Here is a 23,065-nt window from a genome sequence, read left to right on the forward strand (position 1 = left end):
CTTGTCGCAGTTTTGGCTAATGTGCAGCATCTTGCACGCAGCCCCAGAGTTTTCCATGCGCTCACTCAAAGTCCTGATTCTCGAAGATCACCCGTTCCAGCTGATGGCCCTGCACCAGATGCTCAACGCCAACGGCGTGTTCAACGTGCTGACGGCCGAAAGCGTCGAGGTCGCCCGCCAGTCGCTGGCGAGCAAGGGGCCGGTGGATATCGCCATCTGCGATCTGTACCTGGAGCATGGCGACTCACTGGGGCTGATTCGTGAAATGGCCGAGCAGAGCCAGGCCCAGGTGCTGGTCCTGTTGAGCGATGCCGATCCCGATGTGCTCGACGGCGTGGCGAGCATGGCGCGCCAGGCGGGGCTCAACGTATTGGGGTGCATGCCCAAACCGGCTTCTGCCACGGCCATCGGGCAAATGCTCGATGCCTGCCGGCAACGCTTGCGGCCTAGCCCGCACGCATTGTCCTGGGAGCGCGTGCACCAGATGCTGGGGGTTAGTGAATTCGCGACCGAGAAACTCTGCGCCGAGGTCGGCGAGGCGGCCATCGAGCGTTACGCCAGTGTCTGCTACCAGCCCATTGTCAACCAGGCCGGCGATCTGCAAGGCGTGGAGGCATTGGCCCGCTGGCAAGACCCGGAGCATGGCCAGTTGATGCCCAGCGAGTTTCTGCCGCTGCTGGAGTTGGCGGGGCTAGAGCAGGCCTTTACCTGGTACGTGCTGGATCAGGTGTTGCGTCTTTGCGCCCAGGTGACCCGGGACACAGGCCGGGAATTGCCGGTATCGGTCAACATTCCCGGGCGGCTGCTGGAGCAGGAGCATTTCGCGCTTACGCTGCAAGGCCTGCTGCAACGCTTTGCCGTACCCGCGCGCAACCTGACCCTGGAGCTGGTGGAAACCTCGCGCCTGAAGACCGACAGCGCCCATGTCACCGGTTTGCTGCGCCTGCGGATGATCGGCTGCAAGTTGTCGATTGGTGATTTCGGCATCGGCGGAACCAGCTTGCAGCGTTTGCTGGAGTTGCCGTTCACCGAGCTGAAGATTCCCCCGGTGTTTGCCAGTGGGATGGCGGGTGACGAGCGCAAATGCGCGGTGGTTGCCGGGGCCATGAGCATGGCCCAGCACCTGGGCGTCGGCGTGGTCGTGACCGGAATCGAAACCCCCGGCGACCGCGACGCCGTGCGCGCGCTGGGGCCGGCCTGGCTGCAGGGTTGCCTGATTGCCCATCCGATGAGTGCCCAGATGCTGCAACACTGGCTCGCCCAGTCCGCCGCGATAGCCCTGTAGGCGCTGGCTTGCCGGTGCCTACACAATCTAGGCCAGCCCATGTTCCTGCACGTAGATAAACAGCGCAGCATCACTGATCAGCCCCAGTTTGCGCATGGCACTGACCTTCTGTGTGCTGACCGTCTGCTTGCTGCGATTGAGGTGCGCGGCAATCTCGCCCACCGTCTTACCCCCCGCCAGCAGGCGGATCACTTCCAGTTCCCGGGGGGATAGCTGGTCCTGCGAATGCAGGCGATCAGCCCCCACGGCGCCGGCCAGGGCCAGCGCCTGCTCAATGGTACGCGCCACATAGGGCCGCTGCTGGCGCACCTGGTCGATAGCTTCGGGCAACTCGTCGGCCAGGCTGGCCTTGCTTAACAGGCCCATGACCCCCAGTTCCAGGATCGAGTGAAACAGCCCCGCATTGTTGAGCATGGTCACCACCACTATGGGCAGGTCGGGGTAATGCCGGCGCAGGTGTTCGATCAGGCGCAGGCCGTCGGCCTGGGGTTCGGCGGGCATCATGAAGTCGGTGACCAGTACATCGCAGGGGCGGTCTTGCAGCAGGGCGGCCAGGGCCTGGGGCGAGTTGGCCTCACCGACGATGCGCACCTGGGCGTCGCGCTCCAGCACTGCGCGCAAACCGATCAGGAAAATCGGATGATCGTCGGCTATGACAATGCGCAGGGGCAGTTCAGACGCGTCTCTCACGGTGGACTCCGGCAATAATCAGGGGATTCTAGCCTGTCGGCGGCTGTTTTCTCTCTGTCATATTTGCCATGCATGCTCGATAAGCTCAGCTCAAGGGCGAACTTTGTGCTTTTGGCGTAGGTCACTTACCTGTAGGAGCGAGCGTGCTCCTACAGTGGTTATTTATTTTTCTCATGATTGAGTGGTGATCGAGATGGAAAGTATCAGCCTATTGCTCGGCGAAGCGCTGAGCCCTTATCAGGTCACGCTGACTGCCTCGGGTGTACACGGCGAATGCCTGGTGACGGTGAAGAGCCCGACGGGCGCGATCATGGTCGAACGCGAAGTGGATCGCGCACAACTGACCGACAAGCGAGCCCTGGTGGACGTGGTGGACTGCCTGCATCGCGACCTGAAAATCGCCGAAGGGCGCCTGGAACCTTCGGTGATCGCGGCCTTGCGCAACGCCGCCCAGGCGCGCGCTCCCGCCCAGGCATGAAGAAATTTTTATCTTTGGAACCTTCCTACAGGAAGGCGAGTCAGACCTTGTAACAGCAGGATCAAGCATTGTGCTCCGGTGCTTGTAGCTTGTTGTACTGGTCTTTGTAGGCCACGTTTAACCCCGAGTTGTCTCCCCACTGCTCGGGGTTTCTTTTTGCCAAAAAATTATCAGGGCGGCGGTGTTTCGCTGAAAAACCTCGGGTTGTCTTTGAGGTATTGCTCGCGCATCAGCGGGTCCAGCCTGTTGGCGTAGGACTCAAGTAGCGCCGCCTGGGGAATATTCTGCAATTCGCGGTTGATATGGCTAATGGCCTGGCGCCCCTGCGGGGTGTTCGAGCAGCCGATATGGATCCGTTGATAGCGCGTCGTGCCCTTGATCGGATAGAACATCAGGTCTTGTGGGTCAATATCCTGTTGCGCTGCCTGATAGCGGATTTCCGTCCAGTAGCCCAACACGGCTTCCAGCCGCCCCAGGCGCTGCATCTGCAGCAAACTGCCCAGGGCATCGTTGCCGTAGTGTGGGGCCAGTTCGAGTGGGTCGGCGTGGATCAACTGTTCGTCAATCCCGGGGCCGTAGCTACGCTCGGCGACGATCCCAAGACGTGTCTGTCGCGCATCAAGAAACCTTGCCAGGTCGAACTGGCCCTCAACCACATAGCTTGCCAGGGCGTCCTGTCGGTTACGGCGAATCGCGATGCCATTGCTCAACACGGCAAACGCCGGTGTGGAAAAGACAATGTTCCTGGCTCGCGCGGGTGTCCATACCAGCGATGGATCGCAGGTGAAGGAGGGCGCATTGAGCATTTGCATGCCACGGGCGCGGTTAACGTGCAGGATCTGGTGGCGATACTGCGGCAGGCGCTCGATCAACAACGGTAGCAGTTTATCGACGCTGCCCTGGCCCTTTTGCGGACCATCGAAAATGGTCATCGGCGGCAGGTCGCGCACCAGCCAGGTCAAGGTGTCCTGTGCCTGGCCGGATAGCGGCCACATCCCAAGCAGCGGGGCGATGAGCCATAGGCGCCGCAGCGCCATGATGAAACGGCCGGCCATTATCTTGCGCATGCTCCGAGCGGCATCAGATCGCGCCATCCTTGCGCAAGCGGGCCACGGCGCTGCTGTCGTAGCCCAGAGTTTGCAGGATCACGGCATTGTGCTCGCCCAACTGCGGCCCGACCCACTCGCAACTGCCTGGGGTGTCGGAAAGCTTGGGTACGATGCCGGGCATCTTGAAATCCTTGCCGTCGGGCAACTGGGCCTTGAGGAACATTTCCCGGGCCAGGAATTGCGGGTCGCCCAGCATATCTTCGGCGCTATAGATCCGGCTGGCAGGCACTTGGGCCAGGTTCAACTGCTCCACCACCTGTTCCAGTGGCAAGCTGTTGACCCAGCGGTCGATCACGCCGTACAACTCGTCGCGCCGGGTATCGCGGCCATCGTTGCTGGCCAGTTGCGGGTCATTGGCCAGGTCCTCCCGGCCAATGGTCAGCATGAAGCGCTTGAAGATTGCATCGCCATTGGCGCCAATCTGCACATGCTTGCCATCGGCGGTGGTATGGATCGACGACGGGGTGATGCCCGGCATGATGTTGCCGGTACGCTCGCGAATAAACCCGAACACATCGAACTCGGGGATCATGCTTTCCATCATCGCGAAGATCGCTTCATACAGCGCCACATCCACTACCTGGCCGAGGCCACCGTTGACCTCGCGATGGCGCAGGGCCATCAGTGCGCCGATCACCGCCCACAGCGCCGCGATGGAGTCGCCGATAGAGATCCCCGTGCGCACCGGCGGGCGGTCCTCGAAACCGGTGATGTAGCGCAGGCCCCCCATGGATTCACCGACCGCGCCGAAGCCCGGTTGATCCTTCATCGGCCCGGTCTGGCCAAAGCCCGAGAGCCGGACCATCACCAGCTTGGGGTTGAGGGCGTGCAGGGTGTCCCAGTCCAGGCCAAGTTTTTCCAGGACGCCAGGGCGAAAATTCTCGATCAGGATGTCGGCGTCTGCCAGCAATTGCTTGAGGATCGCCAGGCCATCGGGGTGCTTGAGGTTCAGGGTCAGGGACTGTTTATTGCGCGCCTGGACAAACCACCACAGCGACGTGCCTTCATACAGCTTGCGCCATTTGCGCAGCGGGTCGCCGCCGTCGGGGGATTCGACCTTGATCACCTGGGCGCCGAACTCGGCGCAGATGCGCGAGGCGAACGGGCCGGCAATCAGGGTGCCCAGTTCGATGACTTTCAGGCCGGCAAGCGGTTTGGCGGTAAACGACATGAGGATCCTTACTAGCGCAGGAAGGTTTGTATTGCCTTTTAACATAGGCGAGCGGTGCAGGGATAAGGATGATGCAGCGCAGGATTCGTTGAATGAGCCCGCCATCGGTTAGACTGGCCGCCTTTCCCTGTCTCTAGAAGTCCGTTCATGGCCCAGCCGTCCACGACCTACAAGTTTGAACTCAACCTGACCGACCTCGATCGTTCGGTGTACGAGAGCGTCAAGCAAACCATCGCCCGTCACCCCTCGGAAACCGAAGAACGCATGACCGTGCGTTTGCTGGCCTACGCCCTTTGGTACAACGAGCAGTTGTCGTTTGGTCGCGGACTGTCAGATGTGGACGAGCCAGCCCTGTGGGAAAAAAGCCTGGATGATCGGGTTTTGCACTGGATCGAAGTCGGCCAGCCCGATGCCGACCGCCTGACCTGGTGCTCACGCCGCACCGAACGGACCAGCCTGCTGGCCTACGGCAGCCTGCGGGTGTGGGAAGGCAAAGTGGTGCCGGTGGCCAACAACCTGAAAAACGTGCATATCGCCGCGGTGCCCCAGGAAATCCTGGAAACCCTGGCCAAGGACATGCCACGGGTGATCAAGTGGGATGTGATGATCAGCGAAGGCACGATCTTCGTCACCGACGACCGCGGCCAGCACGAAGTGCAGCTGCAGTGGCTGGTTGGCGAACGCGGCTGACCCTGTGGGAGCGGGCTTGTCGGATCGCCGCATCGCCGCGAAGACGTCGGCCCAGCAAGCATTGATGTTGACTGACCCACTGCTTTCGCGAGCAAGCCCGCTCCCACACAAGCCCGCTCCCACATTTGATGTTCGTCGTTCCTGGTAGTGTTTTTTAACCGTTGTATTGCACAGAAGCCCCCATCACCCCATGCGCATCGATCCCCGCCCATTGCCCGCCGTCCTGCCGTTCCTTGGTGAATTGCCACCGTTGCTGACCCGTCTCTACGCCGCCCGTGGCGTGACTTCGCAGGATGAGCTGGATAAAAGCCTGGCGCGGCTGATTCCCTATCAGCAGCTCAAAGGGATCGATGCCGCCGTGGAATTGCTGGTGACGGCCCTGGAGCAGCGCCAGCGCATCCTGATCGTCGGTGACTTCGACGCCGATGGCGCCACCGCCAGCACCGTGGGCACCCTGGGCCTGCGCTTGCTCGGGGCGGCGCATGTGGATTACCTGGTGCCCAACCGCTTCGAATACGGCTACGGCCTGACTCCGGAAATCGTCGCCGTGGCCTTGCAGCGCGAGCCACAGTTGCTGATCACCGTGGACAACGGCATCTCCAGTGTCGAAGGCGTGGCGGCGGCGAAGGCGGCAGGGCTCAAGGTGCTGGTCACCGACCACCACTTGCCCGGTGATGAACTGCCGGCGGCCGATGCCATCGTCAACCCGAACCAGCCCGGTTGCGGGTTCCCCAGCAAGGCCCTGGCGGGCGTCGGGGTGATCTTCTATGTGCTGATGGCCTTGCGTGCGCGCCTGCGCAGCCTGGGCTGGTACGACAAGCAGCCGCAGCCCAATATCGGCGAGCTGCTCGACCTGGTGGCCCTGGGCAGCGTGGCCGACGTGGTGCCGCTGGATGCCAACAACCGCATCCTGGTCTACCAGGGCCTGGAGCGGATTCGCGCCGGGCGTGCGCGGCCAGGCATCAAGGCGATCCTGGAAGTGGCCAAGCGCGACCACACGCGCATCACCTCCACCGACCTGGGCTTTATCCTCGGTCCACGGCTCAATGCGGCCGGGCGCCTGGATGACATGAGCCTGGGCATCGAATGCCTGCTCACCAGCGACTTCGCCCAGGCCCGGGAAATGGCCGCGCAACTGGATGGCATGAACCAGGACCGTAAGGCCATCGAGCAGGGCATGCAGCGCGAAGCCCTGGCCCAGCTCAAGGACTTGCCGCTGGACTCGATGCCGTTTGGCCTGTGCCTGTTCGACCCGGAGTGGCACCAGGGTGTGATCGGGATCCTCGCGTCGCGTATGAAAGAGCGCTATTTCCGCCCCACCATCGCCTTTGCCGACGCCGGTGATGGCCTGCTCAAGGGCTCCGGGCGCTCGGTGCCGGGCTTTCATATCCGTGATGCCCTGGCGGTGGTGGCCAGCCAGCACCCGAACCTGATCGCCAAATACGGCGGCCACGCCATGGCGGCGGGCCTGACCTTGCCTGAAGCCAACTTCCCGTTGTTCGCCGACGCCTTCGACGCCGAAGTGCGCCGACAACTGCGTGAAGAAGACCTCACCGGGCGCTTGCTGTCCGATGGCACCTTGGCGGTGGAAGAGTTCCACCTGGAACTGGCCCGCGCCCTGCGCAACGCCGGGCCCTGGGGCCAGCATTTTCCCGAGCCGCTGTTTCACGGGGTGTTTCAACTGGTGGAGCAACGGGTGGTGGGCGAGCGTCACCTCAAGGTGGTGCTCAAGAGTGAGTGTGGCGCGGTAAAGCTCGATGGCATTGCCTTTGGCATCGACCGCGAAGTGTGGCCGAACCCGACCATTCGCTGGGTGGAGCTGGCCTACAAGCTGGACGTCAATGAATTCCGTGGCCAGGAAACCGTGCAGCTGATGATTGCCCACATCGAACCACGCTGAACCCTGTGCAATCCCCGGTTGTCGACTAGTCTCTAAGCACTGTGTGATTGGTCTTGTGACCTTGTCTGTTTTTTAGCCCGAAGGGGACGGGCCTTTCATCTTTTCGTCACCCGCACCGGTCAGACAGAACCCTGGAGCCAATGCCCACCGGATACGAGAAGAGGTGCCCCATGAGTCTGTTGCTTGAACCCTATACCCTGCGCCAGTTGACCCTGCTCAACCGCATTGCCGTGTCGCCGATGTGCCAGTACTCCGCCGTCGATGGCCTGGCCAATGACTGGCACCTGGTGCACTTGGGCAGCCGTGCCGTTGGCGGCGCCGGGCTGATTTTCAGCGAAGCCACCGCCGTCACTGCCGATGGCCGCATCACCGCCCAGGACCTGGGCCTGTGGAACGATGCCCAGATTGAGCCGCTGCAGCGTATCACCCGCTTTATCCGCGCCCAGGGCGCGGTGGCGGGGATCCAACTGGCCCACGCCGGGCGCAAGGCCAGTACCCATCGGCCATGGATCGGCAAGCACGGCAGCGTCAAGCCCGCAGACGGTGGCTGGGTGCCGGTAGGTCCGTCGCCCATCGCCTTCGACCCGCAGCACACCGCGCCCCGGCAGTTGGACGAAGGGCAAATCCAGCAAGTGATCGCCGACTTCGTGGCCGCCGCCAAGCGTGCCCTGACCGCCGGCTTCCAAGTGGTGGAAATCCATGCCGCCCATGGTTATCTGCTGCATCAATTTCTCTCGCCCTTGAGCAATCAGCGCCAGGATCAATACGGCGGATCCTTTGAAAACCGTATCCGCCTGGTGTTGCAAGTCACCCAGGCAGTGCGCGATGTGTGGCCGCAAGAGCTGCCGCTGTTTGTACGCGTCTCGGCCACCGACTGGGTGGAGGACGGCTGGAACCCCGACGAAACCGTGGAGCTGGCACGCCGCCTCAAAGACTTGGGTGTGGACCTGATCGACGTGTCCTCCGGTGGCACTGCCGCCAATGCCGAAATCCCTATCGGCCCCGGTTATCAAACGCGCTTTGCCGAGCGTGTGCGCAAGGAGTCCGGCATGGCCACGGGCACGGTTGGCATGATTACCGAGCCGGCCCAGGCCGAGCATATTCTGCGCACCTGCCAGGCCGACATCATCTTCCTTGCCCGCGAACTGCTGCGTGACCCGTACTGGCCATTGCACGCCGATGACGACCTGGGCGGGCGTAAGGCGATCTGGCCGGCGCAATACCAGCGGGCTACCCACCGCGACCAGCCGATCCATGAGTCTGACTTGCGCGACTGATTTTTTACATTCATCACCCAGACCCACCGCTGATCACGGTGGGTTTTTTCTTGCCTGTCGCCGGGGGAGTAGCGATCCTGAGCGTCCTGGACGCTGGAGGCCAAGATGCTGGTGGAACGTGATTTGAATGAAAGCGACATTCCCCTGCTGGCGTTGATTGACCGTACTGAGCTGATTGATGAGTGCTATCGCCTGGAACACGGCGAGTTGGTGCTCTACGCCGCTCACCACGACATGCGCGGCTGGCCCGAAGGCGAAGCCGAGCAGGATGCCCTGGAGCTGCATGGCTGCTGGCTGCGCGGCGGGTGGTTGCATGGGGTGTTTGCTGGCCCGACGCTGCTGGCGGCAGCGGTGGTGGATAACCGGGTGATCCATAACCAGGGCCTGCGTATGCATCAGCTCAAGTTCCTGCATGTCAGCCACAGTGGCCGAGGGCATGGGCTGGGCGGGCGCTTGCTGGCGCTGGCCTGCGCGCACGGGGTAACGCTGGGTGCGCAGGCGCTGTATATCTCGGCCACCGAGTCGCGCAACACCGTGGATTTTTATCTGCATCACGGCTGTCGTTTGCTCAAGCAGCCCGACAGCGAGCTGTACCACCGGGAACCCAATGACATCCACTTGTATCGCCCGCTGCCCTGACCTGTCCGGCATCAGGCGCGTACACGGCGGTCGGTGCGTGAGGATTTTCTGAAGGTCTTTTGCCTCAAGGCAATTATTTAAGTGAATACTCTAAAAAAATCTCACACGCGCCAGGATAGTTTCTACGCTTGAAGTAAGGCGGCTTCTGGCCCAGGAAGTCAGTCTGTTTGCTCGCTGAGGCATTGCACTTCGCGGGCAGGGTTATGGGCATCAGGAGTTGTTGTTTACTACACGGAGAAACATTCCATGACCAAGTGCATTGGTGTAGCAGGGGTTCTGACGCTTTTTTTCAGGCGCAAGCTGTCATTGCATGGCCGCCGGCTGAGCTCGGACGAGACGCAACTGCTGGAGCAGTACCGGGCCTTGACGGAAAACGATCAGGTTGCGATGCGTTATCTGATTGGCGCGATGAAGAGTATTTCGCGCTTTTGAACCGGCAGGGGGCGTTCCCACGCCATGAGCGTGGGAACGCCTGGCATCAGCTGTACTTGCGCTTGTCCGGTGCGGGTGGGAAGTACTGGTACAACCAGGTTTCACTCAAGGTACGGTCATTGGTGCGAATGAACAGACGCATCTCCACCGGCTCCACGCTGTCGCTGGTCGGGTACCAGTCGAAGAGGATGCGGTAGCCCTTGATGTCATCCAGCACCAGCACGCTGAAGTCTTTTACTTCGCCATGGGAGCAGGTGACCACCGGCTCGATCCCGGTGCCAGCGGGCAGGCGATCGAGGCCGCCGCCCTTGAAGTCCACGGCAAAACGACGAGCCCAGACCGGCGGGTAATGCTCACCCGGTGCCCAGCCTTCGGTGAAGCCGCCCATGCCGGAACGGGTCGCGTTGACTTGCGCCAGCGGCGTGCTGACCGGGGGTAGGGCGCTCCAATAGAGCTTGTAGCCAAAGTTCAGGGAGTCGCCGGCGGCCACCGGTTTTTTCGGGGTCCAGAAGGCGACGATGTTATCCATGGTCTCGCCGGTGGTAGGAATCTCCAACAGGTCGACGGAGCCTTCGCCCCACGCGGTGGTCGGTTCCACCCACAGGCTTGGGCGCTTGCTGTACCAGTCGACGGTGTCCTGGTAACTGGCGAACTCATGGTCGGTCTGCACCAGGCCGAAACCTTTCGGGTCTTTATCGGCGAAGGCATTGAATTGCAGGGTGGCCGGGTTGTTCAGCGGGCGGCAGATCCACTCGCCGTTGCCGCGCCACATCGCCAGGCGATCGGAGTCGTGGATCTGCGGGTGGATGGTGTCGCACATGCGCCGCTCATGGGTGCCGCAACTGAACATGCTGGTCATCGGCGCGATGCCCATCTGCTGGATCGCGGTGCGTGCGTTGATATGGGCGTCGATGGCCATCACCACCTGGGTGGCCTGGCAGTCGATATCGAAGCGATAGGCACCGGTGGCGCTCGGCGAGTCGAGCAGGGCGTAGATCACGAAACGGGTGCTGTCCTTGTCCGGCGTCTCGAACCAGAACTGGGTGAAATCGGGGAATTCTTCGCGTTTGTCGGCGTAGGTGTCGATGGCCAGGCCGCGTGCCGAAAGGCCGTACTGGCCTGTGTTATCCACCGCGCGGAAATAGCTGGCGCCGAGGAAAGACACCACGTCGTGGCGGTCCAGTTCCGGGGCCTTGAACAGCTTGAAGCCGGAAAAACCCAGGTCGCCCTTGAGCTGCTTGGTATCGACCGTGGTTTTTTCATAGTTGAACAGCGACGGACGGAAATGCACCTCCCGCGCCTGGCGGGTCTTGGGGTCGACACTGTGCATGCGCACCGGGGTCTTGAAGCCCATGCCGACATGGAAAAACTGCACGTCCAACTGGCCTTTGAGATCTTTCCACAGCGAATGATTGCCGTCGTAGCCGATGGCATTGAAATTCTGCGGGGTCATGGTCGCCAGGGTCGGCGGCAGCACCTGGCGGGTGTCCTGATACTGTTTGCCGGCCAGTTGCTTGGCTTGCAGCTTGAGCCAGTCGAAGTCGAACGCCTTGGCGTCGCCATCGGCTGCACGATTCCCGGCCCAGGCCTGGGCGGCCAGCAGGCCACTGGCCGACAGCCCGGTGTAGGCCGCGATGGCCATGGACGCTTTGAGCAAATTCCTGCGGTGCATAAATACAACCTGTGGTGAGCAATCCCGTGCCGTTCCTGGCGCGTGCTGGATCAGAAATAACGGTTCGGACATGCCTTCGGCCAAACGCAACGGACATTAAACAGATGCCAGATAGCTTAAGGGGTTCGGTAGGGAAGGAAAATTGATTGATAGCGGGATGATGGCGTTGCATATGAAACAAGACGTGTCAGCAGGGGAGGTTGCTGGGGATGGCTTTAGGTCGGTGTGTATATCCATTGCTGCGGTCACGGCCGCTATTGGTTCCGCTCTTACAGCGGGTCACTTTCGAAAAGCGCGAAAGTAACCAAAGCGCTTTTGCCCCACCACTCGGTGCCTCGCCTAGGCTCGGCATGCCCGCAGTCAGGCATTGCTCCGTGGGCCCGCCGCGATCGGCCATCCCTGGCCGTGTCGCGGCTACCCCGGCATCCATGCCGGGGTGCCCACTGCGCAATACCTGCCTGCGGCCATCGTGGTTTAACGGGGCGCCTGAGATCAAAAGCCAGATCAAAAACAGAGCAACAGCAACAGCAGAGATAGAGCGCGAAGCTGCATTCCCCTGTAGGAGCGGGCTTGCCCGCGATGGCGGTGTATCAGTCGATGAATCTGTTGGCAGACCTGCCGTCATCGCGGGCAAGCCCGCCCCTACAGGGGTACGCGCACGCTTCGATAACCAGGTCGGCTGTCAGGCCGCCTCGCTTTGCTTTAGATCTGAGGCGGCCCCCCAAATCAATGTCGGATGACGGGCACACCGAGCCTGGGCGAGGTGCCGAGTGGTGGGGCAGGAGCCCTTTTGGTTACTTTTGGGGCTCTTTTCCAAAAGTGACCCGCTGTAAGAGCGGAACCAATAGCGGCCCAGACCGCAGCAATGGATATACACACCGACCCAAAACCATCGCAGTTGAGTTACATCTGGAAGCACTCTATATCCAGGAATATTGGCACTTAGTTTTACGCTGACGGCCTATTAAACCTATGAACCCAAGTCTCTGGAGGCTATGAATGAATACCCGTGGATTGCTTGATCAGTTGCTCAAGTCCGGCCAGGACATGTTGCAAAACAAGGCTGGCGGTCAACGTAAAGGTGATGACAAAGGCGCCCTGGGCGGCCTGCTCGGCGGTGGCGGGCTCGGCAGCCTGCTCGGTGGCGCAGGTGGTGGGGCGTTGGCGGCCGGGGCCATGGGCCTGCTGCTGGGCAACAAAAAAGCCCGCAACTTTGGCGGTAAAGCCCTCACTTATGGCGGCCTCGCAGCGCTCGGCGTGATCGCCTACAAGGCCTACGGCAACTGGCAGGCACAACAGGCCGGTGCGCCCAAAGGCGAGCCGCAGACCCTCGACCGCCTGCCACCGGCCCAGGTCGAACTGCATAGCCAGGCCATTCTCAAGGCGTTGGTAGCCGCCGCCAAGGCCGATGGCCATGTCGATGAGCGCGAGCGCGCCTTGATCGAAGGCGAGTTCGTCAAGCTGGACAACGACCAGGAGCTGCAACACTGGCTGCATGCCGAGCTCAACAAACCCCTGGACCCCAGCGATGTAGCGCGCGCCGCCAGCACCCCGGAAATGGCCGCCGAAATGTACATCGCCAGCGTCATGCTGGTGGACGAGGAAAACTTCATGGAGAAGTCCTACCTCGACGAACTGGCCCGCCAGCTCAAGCTGGAGCCGGGCCTGAAGACCGAGCTGGAAAAACAGGTGCGCCAAGCCACGCTCTGACCCGCCCGGTACAGAAAAACACCCCGCCGCCATCCAGGTTGCGGGGTGTTTTTGTATTCCTTGAGACTTGGCCCACAACCCATTGATAAATGATGGCACGGCCTCAGCTATACTCCCCGGCATTTGATCGGCCCTCGAGGAAATACTGTGAAGAACTGGACCTTGCGCCAACGCATATTGGCGAGCTTTGCGGTCATTATCGCCATCATGCTGCTGATGGTTGTGGTCTCGTACTCACGGTTGCTGAAGATCGAAACGAGCGAAAACTCGGTACGCGACGACGCCGTACCGGGGGTGTTTTTCAGCTCGATGATCCGCAGCGCCTGGGTCGACAGCTACCTGCAGACCCAGGAACTGATCGGGCTGCGTGAGCACCAGGGCATTTCCGACGCTGATCGCCAGGATTACAAGTCGTTCGAGGCACGCCTCGAGCAGCATATGGCCAGTTACGCCAATACGATCAATATCGACCAGGATCGTACCGAGTTCGACACCTTCGAAGCCCTGCACCAGAAGTACAACCAGGTGCTGGCCCAGGTCCTGGAACTGCACCAGGCCAACAAGGAAGCCGAGGCGGTCAAAATGTTCGACGAGCAACTGACCCCGGCCTGGACCGCAGGGCGCATGAAGCTCAATGACATCATCAACGAGAACAAGCAGGTGGCCGATAAAGCCACTGCGGCCATCGATGACGCCGTAGCTGCCGCGAAAATCAGTATGGGCGTGTCGCTGCTCCTCGCGATCCTTGCCGCCGGCCTGTGCGGGCTGCTGCTGATGCGCGCGATCATGGCGCCGATGAAACGCATCGTCGACATCCTCGAAACCATGCGCACCGGTGATTTGAGCAAGCGCCTGAACCTGGAGCGCAAGGACGAGTTCGGCGCCGTCGAGACCGGCTTCAACGACATGATGACCGAGCTGACCGCCCTGGTCTCCCAGGCCCAGCGTTCGTCGGTGCAGGTCACCACCTCGGTGACCGAGATTGCCGCCACCTCCAAGCAGCAACAGGCCACTGCCACCGAAACGGCGGCCACCACCACCGAAATCGGTGCGACCTCGCGGGAAATTGCCGCCACGTCCAAGGACCTGGTGCGCACCATGACCGAAGTGTCCACCGCCGCCGACCAGGCCTCGGTGGCCGCCGGTTCCGGCCAGCAGGGCCTGGCCCGCATGGAAGAAACCATGCACTCGGTGATGGGCGCCGCGGACCTGGTCAACGCCAAGCTGGCGATCCTCAACGAGAAGGCCGGCAACATCAACCAAGTGGTGGTGACCATCGTCAAGGTGGCCGACCAGACCAACCTGCTGTCCCTCAACGCCGCCATCGAGGCCGAGAAGGCCGGTGAATACGGGCGCGGCTTTGCCGTGGTCGCCACTGAAGTGCGGCGCCTGGCCGACCAGACTGCCGTGGCCACCTACGATATCGAGCAGATGGTGCGCGAGATCCAATCGGCGGTATCGGCCGGTGTGATGGGCATGGACAAGTTCTCCGAAGAGGTCCGGCGCGGCATGTTCGAAGTGCAGCAAGTGGGCGAGCAACTGTCGCAGATCATCCATCAGGTGCAGGCCCTGGCGCCGCGCGTGCTGATGGTCAACGAGGGCATGCAGGCCCAGGCCACCGGTGCCGAGCAGATCAACCATGCCTTGGTGCAGTTGGGCGATGCCAGCAGCCAGACCGTGGAGTCCCTGCGCCAGGCCAGCTTTGCCATTGATGAATTGAGCCAGGTTGCGGTGGGTCTGCGCAGCGGCGTGTCGCGTTTTAAAGTCTGATGAGTGATCCAGCGGCTAAACGCGGCGCGGTAACGGCAGCCAGAAAAGCCTTGTTCCTGGTATTTCATATCGGCAGCGAGCGTTACGCCCTCAAGGCCACGGAAGTGGCCGAGGTGTTGCCGCGCCTGCCGCTCAAGCCCATCGCCCATGCGCCGGTGTGGGTCGCCGGGATTTTCGCCCATCGCGCCAACATGGTGCCGGTGATCGACCTCAGTGCCCTGACCTTTGGTACACCGGCCCAAGCCCGTACCAGCACGCGGCTGGTACTGGTCAACTATCGTCCAGAGGCGTGGCTGGAGCCGCGCTGGCTGGGGCTGATCCTCGAACAGGCGACTGACACCCTGCGCTGCGATCCGGCGGATTTCCAACCCTACGGCCTGGACAATCGCCAGGCGCCGTACCTGGGCCCGGTGCGCGAAGACGAACGGGGCCTGACACAGTGGATTGGCGTCGCCGACCTGCTCACCGCCGAGGTCCGCGCCCTGCTGTTTGCCCCCGACCTGACTGTTGGGGAGGCGTGATGAGCAGTGACCAACGCTTTTTCGACTTCCTCAAGGAGCGTATCGGCCTGGATGTCGCCTCGGTGGGCGAAGCGATTATAGAGCGCGCCGTGCGCCAGCGCAGCCAGGCATTGCAGGGGCTGAGCGCCGATCAATACTGGCAGCGCCTGCAAACCAGCAGCGAAGAACAACAGGCGTTGATCGAAGCGGTCATCGTCCCCGAGACCTGGTTTTTCCGTTACCCCGAATCCTTCGCCACCCTGGCACGGCTGGCCGTCACGCGACTGGGCGAGATCAAGCACATGCGCGCCCTGCGTATCCTCAGCCTGCCGTGCTCCACTGGCGAGGAGCCCTATTCCATCGCCATGGCCCTGCTCGATGCGGGCCTTTCGCCCCACCAGTTCAAGGTGCAGGGTATGGACGTCAGCCCGCTGTCGGTGGAACGGGCGCGGCGTGGGGTGTATGGCAAGAATTCCTTTCGTGGCCAGGACATCGAGTTTCGTGAGCGGCATTTCAGCGCCGAAGATGACGGCTACCGCGTCGCTGATCGGGTGCGTGAACAGGTGCGCCTGCAAGTGGGCAACCTGCTGGACCCGCAGTTGCTGGCCAACGAGCCGACCTATGACTTTGTGTTTTGCCGCAACCTGTTGATCTATTTCGACCAGCCGACCCAGAAGCAAGTGTTTGAAGTGCTCAAGGGCCTGACCCATATCGACGGTGTGCTGTTTATCGGCCCGGCCGAAGGCAGCCTGCTGGGGCGCCTGGGCATGCGTTCGATTGGGGTGCCGCAGTCGTTTGCCTTCAGTCGTCATGCCCAAACCACACCCGAACCGGTCTTCACCCCGACACCGCCTCCGGTGCCCCAGCGCAGCGCCGCGCCGATTGCGCGTAAACCCCGGCCATTCAGTGCATTCGCCACGCCGGTGCTGCCGACCAAGCCGGCACCCGTGCACTCGGATGCGGCGCAGCTGCTCGGGCAGATCGCAACCTTGGCCAATGAAGGCAAAAGCCTTGAGGCCCGTGCGGCCTGCGAGCGCTACCTGCAAAACCATCCACCGGCGGCCCAGGTGTTCTATTGGCTGGGCCTGCTCAGCGATGTAGCGGGTAGCGCCCTGGAAGCCCAGGGGTATTATCGAAAAGCCTTGTACCTGGAGCCCCAGCATCCGCAGGCCTTGATGCACCTGGCCGCGCTGCTGGAATCCCAGGGCGATACGGCGGGGGCGCGGCGCTTGCAAGCCCGTGCTGCCCGTAGCGAGCGAGCCGCCGACAGTGAGCCTAAACGATGAGTAGCTCCGCACTCCCGGACACCGACCTGGACCTGACGGTGGCCGATACCCAGGCCATCGACGATTGCTGGAACCGCATCGGGATCCACGGCGATAAATCCTGCCCGTTGCTGGCCGAGCACATCCACTGCCGCAACTGTGCAGTGTATTCCGCTGCCGCCACCCGCCTGCTTGATCGTTATGCCCTGCAGCAGGAAGACCATCGGCATGCCGCCGCCGCGCAGGCGGACGATGAGGTGGCCACCCGGTCGTTGCTGATGTTCCGCCTGGGCGAGGAGTGGCTGGGCATCGCCACCCGTTGCCTGGTGGAAGTGGCGCCGCTGCAGCCGATCCATTCCTTGCCCCACCAGCGCTCGCGGGCGCTGCTCGGGGTCGCCAATGTGCGCGGCGCGCTGGTGGCCTGCCTGTCCCTGGTGGAACTGCTCGGGCTCGACAGCACGGGCGGCGGCCCCAGCGGCGGGCGGATCATGCCGCGCATGTTGATCATCGCCGCGCAGGACGGCCCGGTGGTGGTGCCGGTGGATGAAGTGGATGGCATTCATGCCATCGATGAGCGCACCCTCAAAGCGGCGTCTGCGTCCGGCACCCAGGCCAGTGCGCGCTACACCCAGGGTGTGTTGCAGTTCAAGGGCCGCAGCCTGCGCTGGCTGGACGAGGCGCAATTGCTGTCTGCCGTGACCCGGAGCCTGTCATGACCCCCGACCAGATGCGCGACGCCTCGCTGCTGGAACTGTTCAGCCTGGAAGCCGATGCCCAGACCCAGGTCCTGAGTGCCGGCTTGCTGGCCCTGGAGCGCAACCCGACCCAGGCCGACCAGCTCGAAGCCTGCATGCGCGCGGCGCATTCGCTCAAGGGCGCGGCGCGGATTGTCGGGGTCGACGCCGGTGTCAGCGTGGCCCACGTGATGGAAGACTGCCTGGTCAGCGCCCAGGAAAGCCGGTTGTACCTGCAACCCGAACATATCGACGCGTTGTTGCAGGGCACCGACCTGCTGATGCGCATCGCCACACCGGGCAACAGCGTGGGCCCGGCCGATATCCAGGCGTATGTGGCGCTGATGGAGCGCTTGCTGGATCCGTCGCAACCCACGGCCAAAGTGGTTGCACCGCCGCCTGTGACTGCGCCGCCTGCACAGCCGTTGCCGCCCCTTGAAGAGTCACTGCTATTGCCCCCGGAACCGGAGGCCGCGCCGCCCGTCAGCAGTGATACGCCGCGCCAGAACAAACGCATGACCGAAGGCGGCGAGCGCGTGTTGCGGGTCACGGCCGAGCGCTTGAACAGCCTGTTGGACCTGTCCAGCAAATCCCTGGTGGAAACCCAGCGGCTCAAGCCGTACCTGTCCAGCCTGCAACGCCTCAAGCGCATCCAGAGCAACGGCGCCCGGGCCCTGGACAACCTCGACGGCCAGCTCAAGACGGTCGACCTGAACCTCGAAGCCCAGGAAGCCCTGGCCGATGCCCGCCGCCTGTTGAGCGAAGCGCAGTTGCTGCTGGCGGAAAAGACCGCCGAGCTCGATGAGTTCGGCTGGCAGGCCGGGCAACGTGCCCAGGTGCTATATGACACGGCGCTGGCGTGCCGCATGCGCCCGTTTGCCGATGTGCTGGCGGGGCAGGCGCGCATGGTGCGTGACCTGGGCCGCAGCCTGGGCAAGCAGGTACGCCTGGAAATCGAAGGCGAGAAGACCCAGGTCGACCGCGATGTGCTGGAAAAACTCGAGGCGCCGCTGACCCATTTGTTGCGCAATGCCGTCGATCACGGCATCGAAATGCCCGAGCAGCGCCTGCTGGCGGGCAAGCCGGCCGAGGGCCTGATCCGCCTGCGCGCTTCGCACCAGGCTGGCCTGCTGGTGCTGGAGTTGAGCGATGACGGCAATGGCGTCGATCTGGAGCGCCTGCGCGGCAGTATTGTCGAGCGCAATCTGTCGCCGCTGGAAACCGCCTTGCGCCTGAGCGAAGAGGAATTGCTGACCTTCCTGTTCCTGCCGGGCTTCAGCCTGCGCGACAAGGTGACCGAAGTCTCCGGGCGCGGCGTCGGCCTGGATGCGGTGCAGCACATGGTCCGCCAACTGCGTGGTGCGGTGGTGCTGGAACAGACGGCGGGGCAGGGCAGCCGCTTCCATCTGGAAGTGCCGCTGACCTTGTCGGTGGTGCGCAGCCTGGTGGTGGAAGTTGGCGAAGAAGCCTACGCCTTTCCCCTGGCCCACATCGAACGCATGTGCGACCTGGAACCTGACGAAATCGTACAGTTGGAAGGCCGCCAGCATTTCTGGCACGAAGGCCGGCATGTCGGCCTGGTCGCGGCCAGCCAGCTATTACAGCGCCCGCCCGGGCAGGCCAACCAGGACACCCTCAAGGTCGTGGTGATCCGCGAGCGCGATGCGGTGTACGGGATTGCCGTGGAGCGCTTTATCGGCGAACGCACCCTGGTGGTGTTGCCGCTGGATGATCGCCTGGGCAAGGTGCAGGATATTTCTGCCGGCGCGCTGCTGGACGACGGCTCGGTGGTGCTGATCGTCGATGTCGAGGACATGCTGCGTTCGGTGGACAAGCTGCTCAATACCGGTCGCCTGGAGCGCATTGCCCGCCGCGCGCAGCAAACCGTGGAGGCTGCACGCAAGCGCATTCTGGTGGTGGACGACTCACTGACCGTGCGCGAACTGCAGCGCAAGCTATTACTTAATCGTGGATATGACGTGGCGGTCGCCGTCGATGGCATGGATGGCTGGAATGCTCTGCGTTCCGAAGACTTCGACCTGCTGATCACTGACATTGATATGCCTCGCATGGACGGTATTGAATTGGTCACACTTTTGCGCCGAGACACTCGCCTGCAGTCGCTGCCGGTGATGGTGGTGTCCTACAAGGATCGCGAAGAAGACCGGCGTCGCGGCCTGGATGCCGGCGCCGACTATTACCTGGCCAAGGCCAGTTTCCATGACGATGCCCTGCTCGATGCAGTGGTAGAACTGATTGGAGGCGCCCGGGCATGAAGATCGCCATCGTCAATGACATGCCCCTGGCGGTCGAGGCCTTGCGCCGGGCCTTGAGCTTCGAGCCGGCCCACGAAGTGGTGTGGGTGGCCACCAATGGCCTGGAAGCGGTGCAGCGCTGCGCCGAGCTGACGCCGGACCTGATCCTGATGGACTTGATCATGCCGGTGATGGATGGCGTCGAGGCGACCCGGCAGATCATGGCCGAGACGCCATGCGCTATCGTTATCGTCACCGTGGATCGCCAGCAGAATGTCAGCCGCGTGTTCGAAGCCATGGGCCATGGCGCCCTGGACGTGGTGGACACCCCGGCCCTGGGGGTTGGCGATGCCAAGGAGGCGGCCGCGCCCCTGTTGCGCAAGATCCTCAATATCGGCTGGCTGATCGGCCAGCGCGGCAGCCGGGTGCGCGCCGAACCTGTGCATCCGCGAGGGACGGGCAAGCGCCAGAGCTTGGTGGCGATCGGCTCTTCGGCCGGTGGCCCGGCGGCGCTGGAAACCCTGCTCAAGGGCTTGCCTCGGGACTTTGCCGCAGCCATTGTGCTGGTGCAGCATGTGGACCAGGTGTTCGCCGCCGGCATGGCCGAGTGGCTGAGCAGCGCCTCGGGCCTGCCGGTGCGCCTGGCGCGTGAAGGGGAGCCGCCGCAAAGCGGCGTGGTGTTGCTGGCCGGCACCAATCATCATATCCGGCTGCTGAAAAACGGCACGCTGGCCTACACGGCGGAGCCCGTGAACGAGATTTATCGGCCGTCCATCGACGTGTTTTTCGAGAGCGTCGCCAGCCATTGGAACGGCGATGCCGTCGGCGTCTTGCTGACCGGCATGGGACGCGACGGAGCCCAGGGACTCAAATTGATGCGTCAGCAGGGCTATCTGACCATCGCTCAGGATCAGCAGAGCTGTGCGGTTTACGGCATGCCCAAAGCGGCAGCGGCGATTGATGCCGCTGTTGAGATTCGCCCATTGGACAGAATTGCGCCACGATTGCTGGAGGTATTCGCAAAATGACCGATATAACTCGCTGTCCTGGCCTGCACGTAGTAATTCAGGTGACCGCAAATGAATGATTTACAGCTCGACGACTTCAAGACCGACGAAAACGCCGCCATGGTGTTGCTGGTGGACGACCAGGCGATGATCGGCGAAGCCGTGCGGCGCGGTCTGGCCCATGAGGACAATATCGACTTCCACTTCTGTGCCGACCCCCACCAGGCCATCTCCCAGGCGATCCGCATCAAGCCGACGGTGATTCTCCAGGACCTGGTCATGCCCGGGCTGGACGGCCTGACCCTGGTGCGTGAATACCGTAACCATCCGGCGACCCAGAACATCCCGATCATTGTGCTTTCGACCAAGGAAGACCCGCTGATCAAGAGCGCCGCGTTTGCCGCCGGGGCCAATGACTACCTGGTGAAACTGCCGGACAACATCGAGCTGGTGGCGCGGATCCGCTACCACTCGCGCTCCTATATGACCCTGCTGCAGCGGGACGCGGCCTACCGTGCGCTGCGGGTCAGCCAGCAACAACTGCTGGACACCAACCTGGTGCTGCAACGCCTGATGAATTCCGACGGCTTGACCGGGTTGTCCAACCGCCGGCACTTCGACGAATACCTGGAGCTGGAATGGCGACGCGCCATGCGTGACCAGACCCAGTTGTCGTTGCTGATGATCGACGTGGACTTCTTCAAGACCTACAACGACAGCTTTGGCCACCTGGAAGGGGACGAAGCATTGCGCAAGGTGGCGGCGAGCATTCGCGACGCCAGCAGCCGTCCTTCGGACCTGCCGGCGCGCTACGGGGGCGAAGAGTTTGCCCTGGTGCTGCCCAACACCTCGCCGGGTGGTGCGCGGCTGGTGGCGGAGAAACTGCGCCAGGCCGTTGCCGCGCTGAAAATCCCGCACATCGCACCCTCTGAAGGGGCGAGCCTGACCATCAGCATTGGTCTTGCGACCATGACGCCACTGCTGGGGACCGATTGCCGGCAATTGATCTCGGCAGCGGACAAGGGGTTGTACCTGGCCAAGCACAATGGGCGCAACCAGGTGGGGATCGAGTAGCCTGCGAACACCGCCAACCCAATGTAGGAGCTGGCTTGCCTGCGATGGCGTCTCCTCGGTCTACTTGATACACCTAGTCGTCTGTATCGCAGGCAAGCCAGCTCCCACATTTGATCTTTATCGGGCTGTAGATATCACACAAACCCAGCCTTTTCGGCCAAGCGGACTGCCGTTTCCAGCCTTTTGCCGTTATACTCGCCGGCTTTCAAAAGTTCGCCAACGAGTGCTGCCCGCCATGGAAATCAACCCGATCCTGAACACCATCAAGGACCTGTCCGAGCGCTCCGAAACTATTCGGGGGTATCTTTGACTACGATCAAAAGCATGAGCGTCTGACCGAAGTCAATCGCGAGCTTGAAGATCCGGCTGTCTGGAACAAACCTGAATACGCCCAGGAACTGGGCCGCGAGCGCGCTGCGCTGGCGCAGATCGTCGACACCCTCGACGAATTGAACACCGGTCTGGGCGACTGCCGCGACCTGCTGGACATGGCCGTCGAAGAAAACGACGAAGGCGCAGTGGGCGATGTCGTCGCCGAGCTGGCCCGTCTCGAGGACAACCTCGCCAAACTCGAATTCCGCCGCATGTTCAGCCACGAAATGGACCCGAACAACGCCTACCTGGATATCCAGGCCGGTTCCGGCGGCACCGAAGCCCAGGACTGGGCCAACATCCTGCTGCGCATGTACCTGCGCTGGGCTGACAAACGCGGTTTCGAAGCAACCATCATGGAACTGTCCGCCGGTGAAGTTGCCGGTATCAAGGGCGCGACCGTGCATATCAAGGGTGAATACGCCTTTGGCTGGTTGCGTACCGAGATCGGCGTACACCGCCTGGTGCGCAAGAGCCCGTTCGACTCCGGCAACCGTCGCCACACTTCGTTCTCTGCGGTTTTCGTCTCCCCCGAGATCGACGACAAGGTGGAAATCGAGATCAACCCGGCCGACCTGCGCATCGACACCTACCGCTCCTCCGGTGCCGGTGGCCAGCACGTAAACACCACCGACTCGGCCGTACGTATCACCCACGTACCGACCAACACCGTGGTCAGTTGCCAGAACGAACGTTCCCAGCACGCGAACAAGGACACCGCCATGAAAATGCTGCGGGCCAAGTTGTACGAGCAGGAAATGCAGAAGCGCAACGCCGCTTCCCAGGCACTGGAAGACACCAAGTCGGATATCGGCTGGGGCCACCAGATCCGTTCGTATGTGCTTGATGCGTCGCGGATCAAGGATCTGCGCACTAACATCGAACGCAGCGACTGCGACAAGGTACTCGACGGCGATATCGACGAATACCTGGAAGCCAGCCTGAAATCAGGCCTGTAATACATGCAACGCGGGATTGGCTGACACTCCTCGATCCCTGTGGGAGCGGGCTTGCCCGCGATCCCCAGCCGCAGGC

20 protein-coding genes are annotated in these 23,065 nt (G+C 62.4%); 16 read left to right on the forward strand and 4 right to left on the reverse strand.

All coding sequences use genetic code 11. The features are described from left to right. Window positions 1–55 precede the first annotated feature (55 nt). Entirely contained in the window at window positions 56–1,285 is a 1,230-nt protein-coding gene (locus ACO77H_RS05395) for an EAL domain-containing response regulator (RefSeq protein WP_172314939.1), read from the forward strand. A 27-nt stretch (window positions 1,286–1,312) separates the two neighbouring features. Here ACO77H_RS05395 and ACO77H_RS05400 read toward each other — a convergent pair whose 3' ends face one another. Next, on the reverse strand, window positions 1,313–1,975 hold the full coding sequence (locus tag ACO77H_RS05400) for a response regulator (protein ID WP_169955686.1): 663 nt from the start codon (window positions 1,973–1,975) through the stop codon (window positions 1,313–1,315). 193 nt (window positions 1,976–2,168) lie between these two features. Here ACO77H_RS05400 and ACO77H_RS05405 point away from each other — a divergent pair, with 193 nt between their 5' ends. After that, the gene (locus ACO77H_RS05405; RefSeq protein ID WP_169955687.1) at window positions 2,169–2,453 is read left to right on the forward strand and encodes a DUF3509 domain-containing protein; all 285 of its coding nucleotides are present in this window, start codon (window positions 2,169–2,171) and stop codon (window positions 2,451–2,453) included. 170 nt (window positions 2,454–2,623) lie between these two features. On the opposite strand, the gene ACO77H_RS05410 is transcribed toward ACO77H_RS05405, so the two are convergent. Next, window positions 2,624–3,508 (reverse strand): TIGR02285 family protein, encoded by an 885-nt coding sequence (locus tag ACO77H_RS05410; RefSeq protein ID WP_432755122.1) that lies wholly within the window; start codon window positions 3,506–3,508, stop codon window positions 2,624–2,626. A 25-nt stretch (window positions 3,509–3,533) separates the two neighbouring features. Next, the gene (locus ACO77H_RS05415) at window positions 3,534–4,733 is read right to left on the reverse strand and encodes a CaiB/BaiF CoA transferase family protein (RefSeq protein ID WP_169955689.1); all 1,200 of its coding nucleotides are present in this window, start codon (window positions 4,731–4,733) and stop codon (window positions 3,534–3,536) included. A 147-nt stretch (window positions 4,734–4,880) separates the two neighbouring features. Here ACO77H_RS05415 and ACO77H_RS05420 point away from each other — a divergent pair, with 147 nt between their 5' ends. The 5 genes from ACO77H_RS05420 (at window position 4,881) to ACO77H_RS05440 (ending at window position 9,671) form a co-directional block, all read left to right on the forward strand. Beyond that, window positions 4,881–5,423 (forward strand): YaeQ family protein, encoded by a 543-nt coding sequence (locus tag ACO77H_RS05420; protein WP_057438005.1) that lies wholly within the window; start codon window positions 4,881–4,883, stop codon window positions 5,421–5,423. A gap of 190 nt (window positions 5,424–5,613) precedes the next feature. Beyond that, window positions 5,614–7,323 carry a single-stranded-DNA-specific exonuclease RecJ gene (recJ, locus tag ACO77H_RS05425; protein WP_432755123.1) on the forward strand — a complete coding sequence of 570 codons (1,710 nt, stop codon included), beginning with the start codon at window positions 5,614–5,616 and terminating at the stop codon, window positions 7,321–7,323. Between the two features lie 170 nt (window positions 7,324–7,493). Further along, a complete protein-coding gene (locus ACO77H_RS05430) occupies window positions 7,494–8,600 on the forward strand; it encodes an NADH:flavin oxidoreductase/NADH oxidase (protein ID WP_169955691.1) in 1,107 nt (368 codons plus the stop codon). Window positions 8,601–8,705: 105 nt separating this feature from the next. Continuing rightward, window positions 8,706–9,239: a GNAT family N-acetyltransferase gene (locus ACO77H_RS05435; protein WP_432755124.1), complete on the forward strand. Its 534-nt coding sequence runs from the start codon at window positions 8,706–8,708 to the stop codon at window positions 9,237–9,239. A 246-nt stretch (window positions 9,240–9,485) separates the two neighbouring features. Next, window positions 9,486–9,671: a hypothetical protein gene (locus ACO77H_RS05440; RefSeq protein WP_170058315.1), complete on the forward strand. Its 186-nt coding sequence runs from the start codon at window positions 9,486–9,488 to the stop codon at window positions 9,669–9,671. A gap of 46 nt (window positions 9,672–9,717) precedes the next feature. On the opposite strand, the gene ACO77H_RS05445 is transcribed toward ACO77H_RS05440, so the two are convergent. Further along, complete coding sequence (locus ACO77H_RS05445; protein WP_432755125.1) at window positions 9,718–11,343, reverse strand: glucan biosynthesis protein D; 1,626 nt, start codon at window positions 11,341–11,343, stop codon at window positions 9,718–9,720. Between the two features lie 999 nt (window positions 11,344–12,342). Here ACO77H_RS05445 and ACO77H_RS05450 point away from each other — a divergent pair. From ACO77H_RS05450 to prfB, 9 genes are all read left to right on the forward strand, one after another. Further along, a complete protein-coding gene (locus ACO77H_RS05450) occupies window positions 12,343–13,053 on the forward strand; it encodes a tellurite resistance TerB family protein (RefSeq protein ID WP_169955695.1) in 711 nt (236 codons plus the stop codon). A gap of 147 nt (window positions 13,054–13,200) precedes the next feature. Further along, window positions 13,201–14,823: a methyl-accepting chemotaxis protein gene (locus ACO77H_RS05455; RefSeq protein ID WP_169955696.1), complete on the forward strand. Its 1,623-nt coding sequence runs from the start codon at window positions 13,201–13,203 to the stop codon at window positions 14,821–14,823. Then, a complete protein-coding gene (locus ACO77H_RS05460) occupies window positions 14,823–15,344 on the forward strand; it encodes a chemotaxis protein CheW (RefSeq protein ID WP_169955697.1) in 522 nt (173 codons plus the stop codon). Before ACO77H_RS05455 ends, ACO77H_RS05460 begins: the two co-directional genes overlap by 1 nt. Then, window positions 15,344–16,609, forward strand: coding sequence for a CheR family methyltransferase (locus ACO77H_RS05465; protein ID WP_432755126.1), 1,266 nt, complete (start codon window positions 15,344–15,346; stop codon window positions 16,607–16,609). The genes ACO77H_RS05460 and ACO77H_RS05465 overlap by 1 nt, the downstream gene beginning before the upstream one ends. Continuing rightward, a complete protein-coding gene (locus tag ACO77H_RS05470; RefSeq protein ID WP_170042946.1) occupies window positions 16,606–17,304 on the forward strand; it encodes a chemotaxis protein CheW in 699 nt (232 codons plus the stop codon). The genes ACO77H_RS05465 and ACO77H_RS05470 overlap by 4 nt, the downstream gene beginning before the upstream one ends. Further along, window positions 17,301–19,598: a hybrid sensor histidine kinase/response regulator gene (locus tag ACO77H_RS05475; protein WP_170042945.1), complete on the forward strand. Its 2,298-nt coding sequence runs from the start codon at window positions 17,301–17,303 to the stop codon at window positions 19,596–19,598. Before ACO77H_RS05470 ends, ACO77H_RS05475 begins: the two co-directional genes overlap by 4 nt. Then, window positions 19,595–20,605, forward strand: a complete 1,011-nt coding sequence (locus ACO77H_RS05480) for a chemotaxis response regulator protein-glutamate methylesterase (protein ID WP_169955701.1) — start codon at window positions 19,595–19,597, stop codon at window positions 20,603–20,605. The genes ACO77H_RS05475 and ACO77H_RS05480 overlap by 4 nt, the downstream gene beginning before the upstream one ends. 51 nt (window positions 20,606–20,656) lie before the next feature. Further along, window positions 20,657–21,658 (forward strand): diguanylate cyclase, encoded by a 1,002-nt coding sequence (locus tag ACO77H_RS05485; protein WP_169865341.1) that lies wholly within the window; start codon window positions 20,657–20,659, stop codon window positions 21,656–21,658. A gap of 235 nt (window positions 21,659–21,893) precedes the next feature. Further along, window positions 21,894–22,989, forward strand: a protein-coding gene (gene prfB / locus ACO77H_RS05490; RefSeq protein ID WP_104911704.1) for a peptide chain release factor 2 whose coding sequence is annotated in 2 segments (ribosomal slippage) — window positions 21,894–21,965 and window positions 21,967–22,989 — 1,095 coding nt in all. Because the reading frame shifts where the segments join, the coding sequence is not laid out codon by codon here. Window positions 22,990–23,065: the final 76 nt, after the last annotated feature.

The organism is Pseudomonas sp. WMBT8, from assembly GCF_050916005.1.
Classification (GTDB): Bacteria; Pseudomonadota; Gammaproteobacteria; order Pseudomonadales; family Pseudomonadaceae; genus Aquipseudomonas.

Coding starts and splice junctions, on each gene's coding strand:
- ACO77H_RS05395 (WP_172314939.1), top strand. CDS start 56: ATGCGCTCACTCAAAGTCCTGATTCTCGAAGATCACCCGTTCCAGCTG.
- ACO77H_RS05405 (WP_169955687.1), top strand. CDS start 2,169: ATGGAAAGTATCAGCCTATTGCTCGGCGAAGCGCTGAGCCCTTATCAG.
- ACO77H_RS05410 (WP_432755122.1), bottom strand. CDS start 3,508: ATGGCCGGCCGTTTCATCATGGCGCTGCGGCGCCTATGGCTCATCGCC.
- ACO77H_RS05415 (WP_169955689.1), bottom strand. CDS start 4,733: ATGTCGTTTACCGCCAAACCGCTTGCCGGCCTGAAAGTCATCGAACTG.
- ACO77H_RS05420 (WP_057438005.1), top strand. CDS start 4,881: ATGGCCCAGCCGTCCACGACCTACAAGTTTGAACTCAACCTGACCGAC.
- recJ (WP_432755123.1), top strand. CDS start 5,614: ATGCGCATCGATCCCCGCCCATTGCCCGCCGTCCTGCCGTTCCTTGGT.
- ACO77H_RS05430 (WP_169955691.1), top strand. CDS start 7,494: ATGAGTCTGTTGCTTGAACCCTATACCCTGCGCCAGTTGACCCTGCTC.
- ACO77H_RS05435 (WP_432755124.1), top strand. CDS start 8,706: ATGCTGGTGGAACGTGATTTGAATGAAAGCGACATTCCCCTGCTGGCG.
- ACO77H_RS05440 (WP_170058315.1), top strand. CDS start 9,486: ATGACCAAGTGCATTGGTGTAGCAGGGGTTCTGACGCTTTTTTTCAGG.
- ACO77H_RS05445 (WP_432755125.1), bottom strand. CDS start 11,343: ATGCACCGCAGGAATTTGCTCAAAGCGTCCATGGCCATCGCGGCCTAC.
- ACO77H_RS05450 (WP_169955695.1), top strand. CDS start 12,343: ATGAATACCCGTGGATTGCTTGATCAGTTGCTCAAGTCCGGCCAGGAC.
- ACO77H_RS05460 (WP_169955697.1), top strand. CDS start 14,823: ATGAGTGATCCAGCGGCTAAACGCGGCGCGGTAACGGCAGCCAGAAAA.
- ACO77H_RS05465 (WP_432755126.1), top strand. CDS start 15,344: ATGAGCAGTGACCAACGCTTTTTCGACTTCCTCAAGGAGCGTATCGGC.
- ACO77H_RS05470 (WP_170042946.1), top strand. CDS start 16,606: ATGAGTAGCTCCGCACTCCCGGACACCGACCTGGACCTGACGGTGGCC.
- ACO77H_RS05475 (WP_170042945.1), top strand. CDS start 17,301: ATGACCCCCGACCAGATGCGCGACGCCTCGCTGCTGGAACTGTTCAGC.
- ACO77H_RS05480 (WP_169955701.1), top strand. CDS start 19,595: ATGAAGATCGCCATCGTCAATGACATGCCCCTGGCGGTCGAGGCCTTG.
- ACO77H_RS05485 (WP_169865341.1), top strand. CDS start 20,657: ATGAATGATTTACAGCTCGACGACTTCAAGACCGACGAAAACGCCGCC.